Source organism: Nocardioides pakistanensis, assembly GCF_054781215.1.
In genome coordinates this window covers 199,464-214,671 of the sequence record NZ_BAAGUV010000002.1, presented here as the reverse complement: position 1 = coordinate 214,671, position 15,208 = coordinate 199,464, and the positions used below count along the sequence as shown (strand labels likewise).

15 protein-coding genes are annotated in these 15,208 nt (G+C 71.5%); 4 read left to right on the top strand and 11 right to left on the bottom strand.

Annotated elements, in window-relative coordinates; translation table 11 throughout:
* Positions 1 to 30: 30 nt before the first annotated feature.
* From ACYVIH_RS01140 to ACYVIH_RS01090, 11 genes are all read right to left on the bottom strand, one after another.
* Positions 31 to 846 (bottom strand): ABC transporter ATP-binding protein, encoded by an 816-nt coding sequence (locus ACYVIH_RS01140; protein ID WP_460864989.1) that lies wholly within the window; start codon positions 844 to 846, stop codon positions 31 to 33.
* Positions 846 to 1,910 carry a FecCD family ABC transporter permease gene (locus ACYVIH_RS01135; protein ID WP_460864987.1) on the bottom strand — a complete coding sequence of 355 codons (1,065 nt, stop codon included), beginning with the start codon at positions 1,908 to 1,910 and terminating at the stop codon, positions 846 to 848. Before ACYVIH_RS01135 ends, ACYVIH_RS01140 begins: the two co-directional genes overlap by 1 nt.
* Positions 1,907 to 2,938 (bottom strand): FecCD family ABC transporter permease, encoded by a 1,032-nt coding sequence (locus ACYVIH_RS01130; protein ID WP_460864985.1) that lies wholly within the window; start codon positions 2,936 to 2,938, stop codon positions 1,907 to 1,909. The genes ACYVIH_RS01135 and ACYVIH_RS01130 overlap by 4 nt, the downstream gene beginning before the upstream one ends.
* Before the next feature lie 46 nt (positions 2,939 to 2,984).
* Positions 2,985 to 4,196, bottom strand: coding sequence for an acetyl-CoA hydrolase/transferase family protein (locus tag ACYVIH_RS01125; protein ID WP_460864982.1), 1,212 nt, complete (start codon positions 4,194 to 4,196; stop codon positions 2,985 to 2,987).
* A gap of 71 nt (positions 4,197 to 4,267) precedes the next feature.
* The gene (locus ACYVIH_RS01120) at positions 4,268 to 5,122 is read right to left on the bottom strand and encodes a hypothetical protein (protein WP_460864980.1); all 855 of its coding nucleotides are present in this window, start codon (positions 5,120 to 5,122) and stop codon (positions 4,268 to 4,270) included.
* Positions 5,123 to 5,129: 7 nt separating this feature from the next.
* A complete protein-coding gene (locus ACYVIH_RS01115; RefSeq protein ID WP_460864977.1) occupies positions 5,130 to 6,881 on the bottom strand; it encodes an acyl-CoA mutase large subunit family protein in 1,752 nt (583 codons plus the stop codon).
* A 60-nt stretch (positions 6,882 to 6,941) separates the two neighbouring features.
* Positions 6,942 to 7,454 (bottom strand): MarR family winged helix-turn-helix transcriptional regulator, encoded by a 513-nt coding sequence (locus tag ACYVIH_RS01110; RefSeq protein ID WP_460864973.1) that lies wholly within the window; start codon positions 7,452 to 7,454, stop codon positions 6,942 to 6,944.
* Between the two features lie 10 nt (positions 7,455 to 7,464).
* The gene (locus ACYVIH_RS01105) at positions 7,465 to 8,010 is read right to left on the bottom strand and encodes a PH domain-containing protein (protein ID WP_460864971.1); all 546 of its coding nucleotides are present in this window, start codon (positions 8,008 to 8,010) and stop codon (positions 7,465 to 7,467) included.
* Position 8,011: 1 nt separating this feature from the next.
* Positions 8,012 to 8,203: a hypothetical protein gene (locus ACYVIH_RS01100; protein WP_460864970.1), complete on the bottom strand. Its 192-nt coding sequence runs from the start codon at positions 8,201 to 8,203 to the stop codon at positions 8,012 to 8,014.
* A 97-nt stretch (positions 8,204 to 8,300) separates the two neighbouring features.
* Entirely contained in the window at positions 8,301 to 9,293 is a 993-nt protein-coding gene (gene meaB / locus ACYVIH_RS01095; protein WP_460864967.1) for a methylmalonyl Co-A mutase-associated GTPase MeaB, read from the bottom strand.
* Entirely contained in the window at positions 9,290 to 10,480 is a 1,191-nt protein-coding gene (locus tag ACYVIH_RS01090; protein ID WP_460864965.1) for an acetyl-CoA C-acetyltransferase, read from the bottom strand. Before ACYVIH_RS01090 ends, meaB begins: the two co-directional genes overlap by 4 nt.
* A 146-nt stretch (positions 10,481 to 10,626) precedes the next feature.
* On the opposite strand from ACYVIH_RS01090, the gene mce reads away from it, so the two are divergent.
* The 4 genes from mce (at position 10,627) to ACYVIH_RS01070 (ending at position 15,208) form a co-directional block, all read left to right on the top strand.
* Positions 10,627 to 11,076, top strand: coding sequence for a methylmalonyl-CoA epimerase (gene mce / locus ACYVIH_RS01085; RefSeq protein ID WP_460864963.1), 450 nt, complete (start codon positions 10,627 to 10,629; stop codon positions 11,074 to 11,076).
* 153 nt (positions 11,077 to 11,229) lie between these two features.
* Positions 11,230 to 12,567 carry a crotonyl-CoA carboxylase/reductase gene (gene ccrA, locus ACYVIH_RS01080; protein ID WP_460864961.1) on the top strand — a complete coding sequence of 446 codons (1,338 nt, stop codon included), beginning with the start codon at positions 11,230 to 11,232 and terminating at the stop codon, positions 12,565 to 12,567.
* 161 nt (positions 12,568 to 12,728) lie between these two features.
* The gene (locus ACYVIH_RS01075; protein WP_460864959.1) at positions 12,729 to 13,904 is read left to right on the top strand and encodes a hypothetical protein; all 1,176 of its coding nucleotides are present in this window, start codon (positions 12,729 to 12,731) and stop codon (positions 13,902 to 13,904) included.
* Positions 13,901 to 15,208: an AI-2E family transporter gene (locus ACYVIH_RS01070; RefSeq protein WP_460864957.1), complete on the top strand. Its 1,308-nt coding sequence runs from the start codon at positions 13,901 to 13,903 to the stop codon at positions 15,206 to 15,208. The genes ACYVIH_RS01075 and ACYVIH_RS01070 overlap by 4 nt, the downstream gene beginning before the upstream one ends.

Below are 15,208 nucleotides of genomic sequence, written 5' to 3'. Positions count from 1 at the left end.
AGTCGTCGCAGATATTGAGGTTAGCCTAACCTAACTTACTGTCGCCGTGTGCGCCGCCCCGACCGGCACGACCAGCGGCGATCCGGTCACCGGGTCGTCGACGACCACGGACTCCAGGCCGAACGCCTCCCGGACCGTGTCGGCGGTCAGGCACTCCCCCGGCGCTCCCTGGTGCAGCACGCGCCCGCCGGCCATGACGACCAGGTGGTCGGCGTAGCGGGCCGCCAGGTTGAGGTCGTGCAGCACCATCACCACCGTCGTGCCCCGGGCTCGGTTGAGCCGGCGCAGCAGGTCGAGCACCTCGATCTGGTGGGCGATGTCGAGGTAGGTGGTCGGCTCGTCGAGCAGCAGGATGTCGGGCCGCTGCGCGAGCGCCATCGCGATCCACACCCGCTGCCGCTGGCCACCGGAGAGCTCGTCGACCCGCCGGTCGGCGAGCTCCAGCGTCGAGGTCTCCAGCATCGCCCCGGCCACGATCGTGTCGTCCCCGGCGCTCCACCGTCCGAACCAGCCGTGGTGCGGGTGCCGCCCCCGGGCGACCAGGTCGCGCACGGTCAGGCCCTCGGGTGCCGTGGACTGTTGGGGCAGCAGCCCGAGCACCCGCGCCACCGACCGGGTCGGCAGCCGGTGGATGTCGGACCCGTCGAGGACGACGCTGCCCTCGCTGGGCCGCATCAGCCGGCCGAGCCCGCGCAGCAGGGTGGACTTGCCACAACCGTTCGGGCCGACGATCACGGTCACCGCCGAGTCGTCGACCGCGAGGTCGACGCGGTCGAGCACCAGCCCCCGGTCGTAGCCGAGACTGACGGCTTCGGCCCGGAGCCGGGACGTGGGAGACACGGACATCAGCGACCTCCTGAGCGGCCGAGTGCACGGCCGGACGTGGCGAGCAGCCAGAGCAGGAACGGTCCGCCGACCGCTCCGGTGACGATGCCGACCGGCACCTCGCGCTGCGGGAGCAGGTGCTGCGCAGCCAGGTCGGCACTCAGCACGATCACCACCGCGGTGAGCGCCGACATCAGCAGCGCCGGTCCGCCGTCACCGACCAGCCTGCGTGCGACCGGCGGAGCGGTGAACGCGACGAAGGCGACGGGACCCACGGCAGCGGTCGCGACGGCAGCCAGCGCGACCGCGAGCACGAGCACGCCGGCGCGGGCCGGCTCGCTGCGCACTCCGAGGGCCGTGGCGGTCTCGTCACCGAGCTGGAGCAGCCGCAGCCGGCTCACCGCGGCGGCCGTCAGCGGCACGAGTGCGACGAGGGCGATGGCGACGAGCGCGATCGCGTCCCAGTCAGGACTGCCCAGGCTGCCCACCATCCAGACCATCGCGGTCTGGGCGTCATGCACGTCACTGCGCGTCAGCAGGTAGCCGAGCACCGAGCTGGCCACGAACGCCAGCCCGACGCCGGTGAGCACGAACCGCTGGCCGGCCACGCCGCCGTTCCACGACAGCAGGTAGGTCGCCGCCGCCACCGCGAGCGCGGCACCGAACGCGGTCAGCGACACCCAGGGGCCGCTGAGCCCCAGCACGACCAGGGCGAGTACGGCGCCCACGCTGGCGCCGCCCGAGACGCCGATGATGTCGGGGCTGGCCAGCGGGTTGCGCAGCACCCCCTGGAACACCGCGCCGGACAGCCCGAAGGCCACGGCCACCAGGACGCCCATCGTCAGCCGCGGCAGGCGCAGGTCGAGCACCACGAAGTCGGCCAGGCCGCTGCCCTGCCCGGCGAGCACCTGAGCCAGCTCGCCGGGTGGCACGTCGTAGTCGCCGAGCATCAGCGCCGCCGCGGCGAGCGCCAGGGCGATCGCGGTGAGGGTCGTACCCACAGCGCGGGAGCGGCGACGCCCCCGCCGGGCTGAGGCGCGCACCGCGTCCACGGCGTGCTGGGGTACGGCGGTCACGGCACTCACAGCGCCACCGGACGGGTCCGGCGCACGAGCGCGATCATCACCGGGGCACCGAGCACCGCGGCGACCAGGCCGGCCTCGAGCTCAGCGGGCTGCACCAGCAGCCGGCCGGCCACGTCGGCGGCGAGCAGCAAGGCGGCGCCGAGCAGCGCGGAGTACGGCAGCAGCCAGCGGTAGTCGGGCCCGATCACCGCCCGGGCCAGGTGCGGGACGACCAGGCCGACGAACGCGATCGGCCCGACCAGCGCGGTGGCGCTGCCGCAGAGGAGCACGACGGCCAGCATCGCGACCACCCGCCCGCGGCCGACGTGGATGCCGAGGCCGCGCGCGACGTCGTCGCCGCTGGACAGGGCGTTGAGCAGCCGTCCCGATCCGAGTGCCAGGACCGCGCCGACAGCGAGGAACGGCGCGAGCAGCGTCGCCGTGCCGAGCGGGCGGCCGACCAGCGAGCCGACGGACCAGAACCGGTACTGGTCGAGCGTGGAGAGGTTGCCGAGCACGACCAGGGTGATCAGCGACGTCGCCACCGCGGTGAAGGCGGCGCCGACCAGGGCGAGCCGGACCGGCGTGGGGCCTTCCCACCCCGCCGACGCGATCCCGTAGACCACGACCGCGGCAACGGCGGCTCCGGCGAAGGCGAACCAGACGTAGCCGACCGGGTGGGAGACGCCGAGCCAGGTGATCGCGACCACCACGGCGAGCGAGGCGCCGGAGTTGACGCCGAGCAGACCGGGATCGGCGATCGGGTTGCGGGTCAGCCCCTGCATGACCGCCCCGGCGAGCCCGAGCGCGGCCCCGGCCACGACTCCGAGGACCGTCCGCGGCACCCGCAGGTCGCGGACCACCAGGTGGTCGTTGTCGCCGGCGACCGGCGAGACCAGCGCGTGCCAGACCGTCGGCGCCGACAGGTCGCGCACCCCCCAGGCCAGGCTGGCGAGCGCCACCAGGGCGACGGCTGCACCGAGGAGCAGCAGCCCACCGGCGTGACGCGCGGTGCGGGCGCGCGTCGGCACGTGGACGGCGTACGACATCGGAACGGACCTTTACTTAGGAAAGGGTTACCTAAGTATCCTAGCGTCACGCGAGGCTGAGCGCGTGCGCCTCCTCCCACAGCTCCTCGCGCACGTCCGGGTGCGCGGCCTCCTCGATCAGGTTCCGCGCCTGAGCCTTCTGGTCGTGGCCGAACACCCCGGCCGCGCCCTGCTCGGTGACCACTGCGGTCATCTGGAACGACGTCACCGGCTCGTCGACCAGCGGGACGATCGTGGACCGGTCCGCCTTGGGGTGCCAGGAGCGCAGTGCGATCAGCGCCTGGCCGCCCTTGCTGTGCAGGGCACCGACGATGAAGTCGGTCTGGCCGCCGAAGCCGGAGTAGATCTTCGCCCCGATCCGCGACGCGTTCGCCTGACCGAACAGGTCGACCTGGAGCGCGGTGTTGACACTGGTCATCGCCGTGTTGGCGGCGATCCGGGCCGGGTCGTTGGTGGTCTCGGTGCGCGCCATCTGCACCCGCGGGTTCCCGTCCACCCAGGCGTAGAGCTCCGGTGAGCCGAACAGGAACGACGTGGTGATCGGCCTGGTCTGGTCGAGCGCGCCGACCCGCTCGAGCTCGAGGACACTGTCGGAGAACATCTCGGTCCAGACCCGCAGGCCCCGCCGGGCCCGCAGCCCCGCCAGCGTGGCGTCGGGCACCGCCCCGATCCCGGCCTGCAGCGTCGCCCCGTCGTGCACCCGCGCGGCCACGAGCTCCCCGATCCGCGCGGAGGCCTCGTCGACCCGCATCGGCGGCGGCGAGGCCAGCGCCACGTCGGCCTCGAACAGCACGTCGACGTCCTCGAGGCTGACCTCGGCGTCGCCGAAGGTGTAGGGCATGAACCGGTTCGTCTGCGCGACCACGACGCCACCCCGGCGACGCACCGCCTCGATCGCTGCCGGCAGCACGTTGACCTCGGTGCCGAGCGACACCTTCCCGTCGCGGGGCAGCGACGTGTGCAGCAGCACGACGTCCGGCGGGTTCGCCACCTCGAACAGGGTGGGCACCAGCGAGAGACGAGAGGGGATGTAGTGCAGCCGCGGGCTGGACCGCATCCCCACGCCGACGAACGACGTCTCCAGCTCGACGCCCTCGCGGTCGGGCATGCCGGGCTGGGCGTTGAGGACCCAGAGCCGGTACGACGGCAGCAGGGCGTCGACCTCCGCGAGCAGCTGCCACGGCGTGGCGAAGTTGCCGGAGGCCACCACCCGCGGGCTCTCGGGGAGGCCGGACAGGGCGCGACGGAGATTCTCCATGACCGGATGCTCTCAGACCCGGCTCGGACACGTCGGGCGGCACACCCCGGACGGGCTGTCGTGCTCGCCACTCACGACATGGTCGGTTCGAGCCGGTAGTGCAGCCGCACCGCCCGAGCGCCGAACAGCCGCAGCTCGTGGTCGGTGCGCAGGACGCCGCGCTGGTCGACGTACACCCGGAAGGTCTCGTGGATCGGGACGCGCGCGGCGTGGGCGCGGGAGCCGTCGCGCGGGTCGCGGACGACGACGTAGGCGCCGTCCGCGCCGAACCGGCCCGGCGGCGAGCTCAGCTCCAGCGAGCCGTCGGGCAGCACACGCGGCCGGAGGAAGACCTGCACGTTGCCGTGCTCGAGAGGAAAGGCGACGTGGACGCTCGGCGTCGCGGACCCCGGGAGCCGGCCGACGTCATAACAGCCGGAGTAGACGTACTCACCGGTCGAGCACAGCGTCCGGATCCACGCGGCGGCCCGCTGCCGGGCCTCGTGGTCGAGGATGAGCGTCACGCTGCTGTCCATGCCGTGCGCGACGTCGAGGGGGCGGGTCGGCAGCGCGAGCTGCTGGACCCGCCGGCCGAAGATCCGGGAGACCAGCTCACCGCCGGGCTGGAAGAGCGTGGCCCACTGGGTCCAGACCTCCATCCGCCAGTCGGAGGTGTGCTCGTAGAACGCGCGCACCCGCGGGTCGAGGTCGGCCGCGCGGAACCCGGCCCCGTCCAGCACCGTCAGGTCGGCGAGCAGCCCGGCGCCGGGCCGGTCGCGTTCGACCGAGCCGCCCCAGGCGCCGGCGGTGTGGTCGACCCAGCCGTCGCCGACGACGGAGCCGGAGTGGACCGGCGCGTCGAGCCAGGCGTGCTCGCCCCGCAGGTCCACCGGGCGCCCGACCGCGCGCCAGTAGGCCCGCGTCAGCCGGTCCAGCCCGGACAGCACCCGCGGCTCAGAACCGCGCGGGCTCGCGGTACTCGCCCCACTCCTCGCGCAGTGCGTCGCAGATCTCGCCCAGCGTCGCCTCGACCCGGCAGGCGTCGAGCATCGCCGGGATCATGTTCTCGTCGCTGCGGGCGGCCTCGACCAGGCGGGCCAGCGCGGCTTCGACGGCAGCCCGGTCGCGGGCGTCGCGGCGCGCCGAGAGCTCGCGGACCTGCTCGACCTCGACCTCGTGGGAGACCCGCAGGATCTCCAGCTCGTGGGTGATTGACTCCTCGTGGCAGTTGACCCCGACGATCTTCTTGTCGCCCTTCTCCAAGGCCGTCTGGTACTGGAAGGCGGCCTCGGCGATCTCGGACATGAACCAGCCGTCCTCGATGCCGCGGAGGATGCCGCGGGTCACCGGCCAGACGCCGCCCTGGGCGTCGCCGGAGCTGCGCCGGACGGTCTCGGCGAGGGCCTCGGTGTCGGCGCTGGTCAGCGTGGAGCCGCCCATCGCGAGGATCTTGTCGAAGATCTCGTTGGCCTCGGCCTCGATCTTGTCGGTGAGCGCCTCGACGTACCACGAGCCACCGAGCGGGTCGGCGACGTTGACCACGCCGGTCTCCTCCATGATCACCTGCTGCGTGCGCAGGGCGATCTCGGCTGCCTGTTCGCTGGGCAGCGCGAGCGTCTCGTCGAGCGCGTTGGTGTGCAGGGAGTTGGTGCCGCCGAGGACCGCGGCGAGCGCCTCGATGCCGGTGCGGACCACGTTGTTGTAGGGCTGCTGCGCGGTGAGGCTCACCCCGGCGGTCTGGGTGTGGAAGCGCAGCCACTGCGCCTTCTCGGTCTTCGCGCCGTAGACGTCACGCAGCCACTTGGCCCAGATCCGGCGGGCGGCGCGGAACTTCGCGATCTCCTCGAAGAAGTCGACGTGACTGTCGAAGAAGAACGACAGACCGGGCGCGAAGACGTCGACGTCCAGCCCGCGCGAGAGGCCGAGCTCGACGTAGGCGAACCCGTCGGCGAGCGTGTAGGCGAGCTCCTGCGCGGCGGTCGAGCCCGCCTCGCGGATGTGGTAGCCGGAGACCGAGAGCGGCTTGTAGGCCGGGATGTTCTCCGCGCAGTACTCCATCAGGTCGCCGATCAGGCGCAGGTGCGGCTCGGGCGCGAACAGCCACTCCTTCTGCGCGATGTACTCCTTGAAGATGTCGGTCTGCAGGGTGCCGTTGAGCACGCCGAGGTCGACACCCTGCCGCTCGGCGGCGACGAGGTACATGCAGAAGATGGGTACGGCGGGGCCGCTGATGGTCATCGAGGTGGTGACGTCACCGAGCGGGATCTGGTCGAACAGGACGTCCATGTCCGCCGCCGTGTCGATCGCGACGCCGCAGTGGCCGACCTCGCCCAGGCTCTTCGGGTCGTCGGAGTCGCGACCCATCAGCGTCGGCATGTCGAATGCGACGCTCAGTCCCCCGCCGCCGCGGCCGAGAATCATCTTGTAGCGCTCGTTGGTCTGCTTGGCGTTGCCGAACCCGGCGAACTGCCGGATCGTCCAGGTGCGGCCGCGGTAGCCGGTCGGGTACAGCCCGCGGGTGTAGGGGAACTCTCCCGGCCAGCCGATGTTCTCGAAGTTGGGATAGCTGCTCTCGTCGGCCGGGCCGTACGCCGGCTCGACCTCCATCCCGGAGAGCGTGGTGAAGTCGGCGTCGCGCACCCGCGACTTGTCGTACCGCTCCTGCCAGCGGCGGCGGGCATCGGTCCTCGGCGTCTCCTGGGTCATGGAAAAATAGTAGGACGTCCAACTAATCCTGTCGACCCGTCGGAGACCCCGGTCGGAGGGTCAGAAGTCGCCGGCGGCGCGGCGCACGGGGCGCAGCACCTCGGAGACCAGCTTCAGCTCGTCCGTGCCGAGGGCACCGAGCGCGAAGTCGGCGGCGACGAGGTCGGCGGTGGCGGCGTCGACGACCGTCCTGCCGGCGTCGGTGATCTCGGCGAGGACCGCGCGGCCGTCCTCGGGGTGCGGCCGGCGTGCGACGAGCCCGGCGGCCTCGAGCCGGTCGATGATCGAGGTGATCGAGGTGGGGTGGACCTGCAGCCGCTCCCCCATCTTCCCCATCGGCAGCGACCCGGCGCGCGAGAACACCAGCAGCACGAGCGCCTCGTAGCGGGCGAAGGTCAGCCCGTGCGGCTTGAGGATCTCGTCGAGCTGGCCGAGCACCAGCTGCTGCACCCGCATCAGGGAGGTGACGGCATGCATCTGCTCGACGCCGTCCCATCGACGCGCCCACTGCCGGGCGGCCTCGTCGATCGGGTCGAAGTCGAGCTTCTTGTGCCCCCTGCCGTGCTTCGCCATCGCCCCGACCCTAGTGGAGCCGGGGGTCCTGGGTGACCGAGCGGCCGCGGAGGCCGGCACGGGCCACCACGCGCTGGATGGCCAGGTCGCGCTCGTCGGGGCGCCCGACGTACCGGATGTCGCGGAGTCCCTGCTCCTGCGCCGCGGACTCGAACACGAAGTGGCCGTAGCCGAGCAGGCGGCCGGTCAACGGCTTGTCGACGGTGATGTCGAGGATCCGGCCCAGCGGCATGGTCGCCATCCGCTGCGCGAGCACCCCGCGCACGCGGAACACCCGCATGTTGGTGATCACGAACCGGTCCATGTAGGCGCCCAGCGCCTTCCAGGTCGCGTGCAGGCCGAGACCGATCGCCGCGAACCACGGCAGCCAGGCGATGTCGACCCGCGAGTAGAGCCCGACCACGACCAGACCGAGTGCCACGGCGCCCTCGACCGCGGGCCGGATGTAGACCACCCAGTGCTTGTAGACCTCGTCGACGATGACCTCCCCCTCGTCGCGGAGGAGGTGCCTACCGATGTTCGGGTCGGCGAAGGTACGACGCAGCCAGCCGGCCACGTCAGCCCGCGGAGGCGGCCGCGTCGTCGCCGAGCAGCGCGTTGAGGAACTCGATGATCGCCTCGAACAGCGTGCTGATCATGTTCCACCCTGCGACGCCGGCGTTCTGCGCGAAGTCGGCGAGCTCGGCCGGGTCCCGGAGCAGGTAGAAGCCCAGGAAGAGCACGAGGATGATGATCGCCGGCTTCTTCATCGTCCCTCTTTCGTCCCGAGTCGTAGGCAGGCACAGCCCACCAGTCCATCCGGCATTGAAGCAGCCGCGCGCCACCAGATGTGGGAGGCGCGCGCGCTCACTCGCTCGATGGCTGCGTCGACGACTCCAGCTCGGTGAACGCCTCGAGCAGCACGTCTGCTGCCGTGTAGGGGTCGTTCTTGCCCTCCGCGACCTGGCGGGCGAGGTCGTCGAGCTCGGTGCGGCCGTGCACGTCGCCCCACCGGGCACGCAGCGCGGTGACCGCGATCGACTCGATCTCGTCGCGGGCACGCCGGACCCGCCGCCGCTCGAGCTCGCCGGAGGACTCCATCCACGCGCGGTGCTCGTCGATCGCCTCGACCAGCTCGTCCACACCCTGGCCGGCCTGCGCCACGGTGAGCACGATCGGCGGCTTCCAGCTGCCCTCGGGTCGGTCGGCCAGCGAGATCATCGTGCGCAGCTCCCGGCGCACCTGCTCGGCCCCGTCGCGGTCGGCCTTGTTGACGACGTACACGTCGCCGATCTCGAGGATGCCTGCCTTGGCAGCCTGCACCCCGTCGCCCATCCCGGGCGCGAGCAGCACCAGCGTCGTGTCGGCCATCCCGGCGATCTCGACCTCGCTCTGGCCGACGCCGACGGTCTCCACGAGGACCACGTCGCAGCCGGCCGCGTCGAGCACCCGCAGCGCCTGCGGGGTCGACCAGGACAGGCCGCCGAGGTGGCCGCGCGAGGCCATCGACCGGATGTAGACGTCCTTGTCGAGGGCGTGGTCCTGCATCCGGATCCGGTCGCCGAGCAGCGCGCCGCCGGAGAACGGCGAGGACGGGTCGACCGCCAGCACGCCGACCCGCTTCCCGCTCTTGCGCAGCGCGGTCACCAGGGCCGACGTCGACGTCGACTTCCCGACGCCGGGTGAGCCGGTGAGCCCGACGATCTGGGCGTTGCCGGTGTACGGCGCCAGCCCGGCCATCACCTCGCGCAGCAGCGGCGAGGCGTCCTCGACCAGCGAGATCAGGCGGGCCACGGCCCGGGCGTCACCGGACCGTGCCCGCTCGACGAGCTCGGGGACCGACGCGGTCGACCGCCTCATGCAGAGGGGACTCGGACGATCAGCGCGTCGCCCTGGCCGCCACCACCGCAGAGCGCGGCAGCACCGACGCCGCCACCGCGACGCTTGAGCTCGAGGGCCAGGTGCAGCGCGATCCGGGCACCGGACATGCCGACCGGGTGGCCCAGCGCGATCGCGCCGCCGTTGACGTTGACCTTGTCCTCGGACAGGCCGAGCTCACGGGCGGAGACGATCCCGACGGCCGCGAAGGCCTCGTTGATCTCGACCAGGTCGAGGTCGGAGGGCTTGATCCCCTCCTTCTCGCAGGCCTTGGCGATCGCGTTCGCCGGCTGCATCTGCAGCGTGGAGTCAGGCCCGGCGACCTGGCCGGAGGCACCGATCTCGGCGAGCCACTCGATGCCGAGCTCCTCGGCCTTCGCCTTGCTCATCACGACCACGGCGCAGGCGCCGTCGGAGATCTGCGAGGACGAGCCGGCGGTGATCGTGCCGTCCTTGCTGAACGCCGGGCGCAGCTTGCCCAGTGACTCCGCGGTGGTGTCCCCGCGGATCCCCTCGTCCTGGGAGACCACGACGGGCTCGCCGCGACGCTGCGGGATCTCGACCGGGACGACCTCCTCGTCGAAGACGCCGTTCTTCCACGCCTCGGCGGCGCGCTGGTGGGAGCGGGCGGAGAACTCGTCCTGCTCCTCACGGGACAGCTGGGCCGCCGCGGCGTTGCAGCTCTCGGTGAGGCCACCCATCGGCTGGTCGGTGAACTGGTCGTAGAGCGCGTCGTAGGCCATCGAGTCGACCAGCTTCACGTCGCCGTACTTGAAGCCCTCGCGGGACTTCGGCAGCAGGTGCGGGGCCTGGGTCATCGACTCCATGCCGCCGGCGACGATCACGTCGTGCTCGCCGGCGCGGATCAGCTGGTCGGCCAGCGCGATCGCGTTGATGCCCGACAGGCAGACCTTGTTGATGGTGATCGAGGGGACGCCGAGCGGGATGCCGCCCTTGTGCGCGGCCTGGCGGGCGGTGATCTGGCCGGCGCCGGCCTGGATGACCTGACCCATGATCACGTACTCGACCTGGTCGCCGGAGATCCCGGCCTTCTCCAGGGCACCCTTGATGGCGACGCCGCCGAGGTCGGCTGCGGACTGGTCCTTCAGGCCCCCCAAAAGGCGACCGATCGGGGTGCGGGCACCTGCGACGATGACGGATCCGGACATGGGGGCCTCCTGGAAAGAACAAGTCCTGTTTCGAGGGACCATACATACGACCTCCGGTCCGGCGGGAGGGGTGATCTGCCGGTGGACGTGTCGGTCTGGTCACAGTCCCTCGCCGGTCCGCGGCCCGTCGTACGACCATGTCGCGCATGACGAACAACCTGGACCTCCCCGAGCACCTGTTCATCTGCATCGACCACGTCGGCGTGGCGGTGCCCGATCTCGACGAGGCGATCGCGTTCTACCGCGACGCGTTCGGCATGCAGGTCACCCATGAGGAGACCAACGAGGAGCAGGGCGTGCGTGAGGCGATGGTCGCGGTCGGCGACTCGGGTTCCTCGATCCAGCTGCTCGCCCCGCTCAACGAGCAGTCCACGATCGCGAAGTTCCTCGACCGGTCCGGACCGGGTCTTCAGCAGCTGGCCTACCGCGTCAGCGACGTGGAGCAGGTCTCGGCGATCCTGCGCGAGCGCGGCCTGCGGCTGCTGTACGACGCCCCGCGGCGCGGCACGTCGAACTCCCGGATCAACTTCATCCACCCCAAGGACGCCGGCGGTGTCCTCGTCGAGCTCGTCGAGCCCGCGGACACCGCGCACTGAGCAGACCACCGCGCCCGGCCCGTCGCCCGACGGGCCGGGCGCGTGCCATCGTGGTCTAGAGAAGTAGGTCACAGGGTGCTGACACCCTTGGTTACCCGTCGGTAGATTCCCCTCCAAATTTCCCATGCTCGCCCGGAACCCCCAGGAGCTCCCGTGAAGCAGATCCTCGACGCCATCCTCGCCGGTGACACCTCTTCGGAGGACTTCGCCGCGATGGAGGTCCCCGACCACTTCAAGGCCGCGACCGTCCACAAGGACGAGGTCGACATGTTCGAGGGGCTCGAGACCCGCGACAAGGACCCCCGCAAGTCGCTGCACGTCGAGGACGTCGCCCTCCCCGAGCTCGGTCCCGGTGAGGCCCTCGTCGCCGTGATGGCGAGCGCGATCAACTACAACACCGTGTGGACCTCGATCTTCGAGCCGGTCTCGACGTTCGGCTTCCTGGAGCGCTACGGCCGCGTCTCGCCGCTGGCCAAGCGGCACGACCTGCCCTACCACATCGTCGGCTCCGACCTCGCCGGCGTCGTCCTCAAGACCGGCCTCGGCGTGCACAACTGGAAGCCGGGTGACCGGGTCGTCGCGCACTGCCTCTCAGTGGAGCTCGAGGGTCCCGACGGCCACAACGACACGATGCTCGACCCCGAGCAGCGGATCTGGGGCTTCGAGACGAACTTCGGCGGCCTCGCCGAGATCGCCCTGGTCAAGGCCAACCAGCTGATGCCGAAGCCCGAGCACCTCACCTGGGAGGAGGCCGCCTCCCCCGGCCTGGTGAACTCCACTGCCTACCGCCAGCTCGTCAGCGCCAACGGCGGCAACATGAAGCAGGGCGACAACGTCCTGATCTGGGGCGCCTCCGGCGGCCTCGGTGGCTTCGCGACGCAGTACGCCCTCAACGGCGGCGCCACCCCGATCTGCGTCGTCTCCTCCGACGAGAAGGCCGAGATCGCCCGCAGCATGGGTGCGGAGCTGATCATCAACCGGGCCGAGGAGGACTACAAGTTCTGGAAGGACGAGCGCACCCAGGACCCCAAGGAGTGGAAGCGCTTCGGCAAGCGCATCCGTGAGCTCACCGGCGGCGAGGACATCGACATCGTCTTCGAGCACCCCGGCCGCGAGACCTTCGGCGCCTCGGTCTACGTGACCCGCAAGGGCGGCACGATCACCACCTGTGCGTCGACGACCGGCTACATGCACGAGTACGACAACCGCTACCTGTGGATGAACCTCAAGCGGATCATCAGCTCGCACTTCGCGAACTACCGCGAGTCCTGGGAGGCCAACCGGCTCATCGCCAAGGGCATGATCCACCCGACGCTGTCGCAGAGCTACCCGCTCGCGGAGGTCGGTCAGGCCACGCTCGACGTGCACAAGAACCAGCACCAGGGCAAGGTCGGCGTGCTGTGCCTCGCACCCGAGGAGGGGCTCGGCGTCATCGACGAGGAGATGCGCGCCAAGCACATCGACGAGATCAACCGGTTCCGCGGCGTCTGACCTGCTGCGCCCGCAACGCCGCGCTGACCGCCGTACCCAGGTCTGCTGGGTGCGGCGGTCAGCCGCTTCCGGGCCGAGTGTCCCGGGGGTATCGGCGGACTAACCTGGGCACTCGGACAGACTTAGGCACCTGAACACGCAAACGAGGTAGGGGAAACGCCATGAATGACCGACCCGGGCTGTCAATCTTCGACGACGATCCCTCCAACAGCGGTGCTGACGACGCGACGCAGGTCATCGAGACCGTCGGCGCCGGCGCTGCGGGGCCGGTCACCCCTCAGCAGAGCTTCCCCGTGGTCCGCCGCGGGTACGACCAGGCAGCCGTCGACCGCGCGCTGCACACCCTCGCCGGCGAGAAGGCCGGCCTCGCGACCAGCCTCACCGAGGCCCGGTCTCGCCTCAAGCAGCTCGAGAAGCAGGTCGCCGAGCTGCAGCAGAAGCTGGCCGAGAACGAGCAGCCGACGTACGCCGGGCTGGGCGGCCGCGCCAGCGAGATGCTGCGGCTGGCCGAGGAGCAGGCCGACGAGGTGCTCGCGCAGGCCCGCGCGCAGGCCGAGGAGATCAAGAAGCAGGCGCACAAGGACGCCGAGGCGGTCCGCGCGGAGGCGAGCCGCGACGCCGAGGACATGCGGATCGTCCAGCTCAAGGAGCTCGACGAGACCCGGGCCCGGATGACCGCCGACGTCGAGCAGCAGCGCTCGATGGCCCGCGCCGAGGCCGAGGACCTGCTCGCCAGCGCCCGGCGCGAGGCCGAGCAGCTGCGCCTGGCCGCCGAGCAGGAGAGCAACACGCTGCGCACCAGCGCCCGCCGCGAGGCCGAGCAGGCCCGTGCCGCCGCCGACCGGGAGGTGCAGGAGGCCCGGCGCACGCTCGCGGTCGAGAAGGAGCGGCTCACCCGCGAGGCCGCCGAGCACCACGAGACCGCGACCGCGGAGACCGCCCGCCTGGTGCGCGAGGCCGAGGAGCGGGCCCAGGCCGCCGAGGAGCGCGCCCGTGAGGCCACGGCGCAGGCCGGGTCGGTGCGCGAGCAGGCGGCCCAGGAGGCCGAGCGGCTGGTGACCCGGGCCCGGCGCGAGGCCGAGCAGATCGTCACCGCCGCGCAGACGCAGGCCAAGAGCCTGGTTGCGGCCGGTCAGGCCGACACCGAGCGGGAGCTCGCCGCGCTGCGAGCCGAGGTCGACCGGGTGCAGCGGCGCCGTGACGCGATCGTCGCCCAGCTCGGGGCGCTGCGTGACGTGGTGGCCGGGTTCACCGACCCGTTCAACGAGCCGCAGGAGCAGAAGGCAGAGACCACGACCTCCGCCGAGGGCGCGGAAGCCGAGCGCGACCAGAAGTGAGCGACGCCGACGACGAGCTCCGCCGGACGCGCGAGGAGGCCGCCGAGGCCGCTCGGGCTGCGGAGGCCGCGGACGACGCCGCGGAGCAGGCCGAGGAGTCCGCGGAGGGCGCGGAGCAGGCGCGCGACCAGGCGACCGGTGCGGCCGGTGTCGCGCAGCGGTCCGCGACGAAGGCGCAGCGTCACGAGCTGACCGCCGAGGAGCAGTCGCTGGAGTTCCTGCGCGACCGGCTCCCCGAGGAGGGCGAGCTCGGCTACGGCGAACCGGGGCAGCCGCTGCCCCGGCACTCGCCGTTCTACATGGGGTTCACCGGGGCCGCCGGCGCGCTGCTGGCGATCTGGCTGGGTCAGCAGCTGCTCTCGATCAGCTCGGTGATCGTCCTGATCGTGGTCGCGATGTTCCTCGCCATCGGGCTGAACCCCGCGGTCGAGTTCTTCCTGCGCCGCGGGCTGAAGCGGTCCTGGGCGGTGCTCGTCGTGACGGTCGGCGTGGTCGTCGCGATCGCGCTGTTCGTGCTCGCGATCGTGCCCGTCATCACCGACCAGGTCACCACGATCACCGACCGCGCCCCGGACTGGTTCCGCCAGCTCCAGGAGAACCGCACCATCCAGGACCTCGACGACCGCTACGGCATCGTGGACCGGGTCCAGAAGACGCTCGAGGGCGGCAGCTGGGCCAACACCGTCTTCGGCGGCGTGATCGGGGTCGGCCTCGCGGTGGTCTCCGCGATCGCCAACACGTTCATCGTGATCGTGCTGATGCTGTACTTCCTCGCCTCGCTGCCGAGCATCAAGCGGTTCGCCTACCGGTTCGCCCCGGCCAGCCGCCGCGAGCGGGTGACCTACCTCGGCGACCAGATCCTGGCCAACGTCGGCGGCTACGTCTCTGGGGCGTTCCTGGTCGCGACCGCGGCCGGGATCAGCTCGTTGATCTTCCTGATGGTGGTCGGCCTCGGGGAGTACGCCGTGGCGCTCGCGGTCGTCGTGGCGCTGCTCGACGTGATCCCGATGATCGGCGCCACGCTCGGCGCGGTGGTGGTGACCGCGATCGGCTTCGCCACCGACCCGAAGATCGGGCTGGCCTGCCTGATCTTCTACCTGGTCTACCAGCAGTTCGAGAACTACGTGATCTACCCGCGGGTGATGGCGCGGTCGGTCGACATTCCCGGCTCGCTGATCGTGATCGCGGCCCTGGTCGGCGCCGGCCTGCTCGGCGTGGTCGGGGCGCTGTTGGCGATCCCCACCGCGGCAGCGGTCCAGCTGATCCTCAAGGAGGTCCTGCTCCGGAGGCAGGACGCCCGGTAG